This is a genomic window from Pantoea sp. ANP04, from assembly GCF_041982285.1.
Classification (GTDB): Bacteria; Pseudomonadota; Gammaproteobacteria; order Enterobacterales; family Enterobacteriaceae; genus Pantoea; species Pantoea eucalypti.
This window is the reverse complement of record NZ_JAUTYS010000149.1, coordinates 1-539: the sequence shown is the minus strand read 5'-3', so window position 1 is coordinate 539 and position 539 is coordinate 1. Positions and strand designations below refer to the sequence as shown.

Annotated in this window: 1 rRNA gene; it reads left to right on the top strand. The window is 52.9% G+C overall.

The window, feature by feature from the left end:
• Window positions 1-85: 85 nt before the first annotated feature.
• Window positions 86-539: ribosomal RNA gene (locus Q7C21_RS22825) — 16S ribosomal RNA — on the top strand; the annotation flags it as partial.

Genomic DNA, 539 nt, shown 5'->3' with positions numbered 1-539 from the left:
AAGCCTCACGAGTGAACACATAATGAAATTCATTATGACGTTTTACAGATGAGCACCGCTTAACTTGTTTAAGCAAATCAAACTTAAATTGAAGAGTTTGATCATGGCTCAGATTGAACGCTGGCGGCAGGCCTAACACATGCAAGTCGGACGGTAGCACAGAGAGCTTGCTCTTGGGTGACGAGTGGCGGACGGGTGAGTAATGTCTGGGGATCTGCCCGATAGAGGGGGATAACCACTGGAAACGGTGGCTAATACCGCATAACGTCGCAAGACCAAAGAGGGGGACCTTCGGGCCTCTCACTATCGGATGAACCCAGATGGGATTAGCTAGTAGGCGGGGTAATGGCCCACCTAGGCGACGATCCCTAGCTGGTCTGAGAGGATGACCAGCCACACTGGAACTGAGACACGGTCCAGACTCCTACGGGAGGCAGCAGTGGGGAATATTGCACAATGGGCGCAAGCCTGATGCAGCCATGCCGCGTGTATGAAGAAGGCCTTCGGGTTGTAAAGTACTTTCAGCGGGGAGGAAGGCG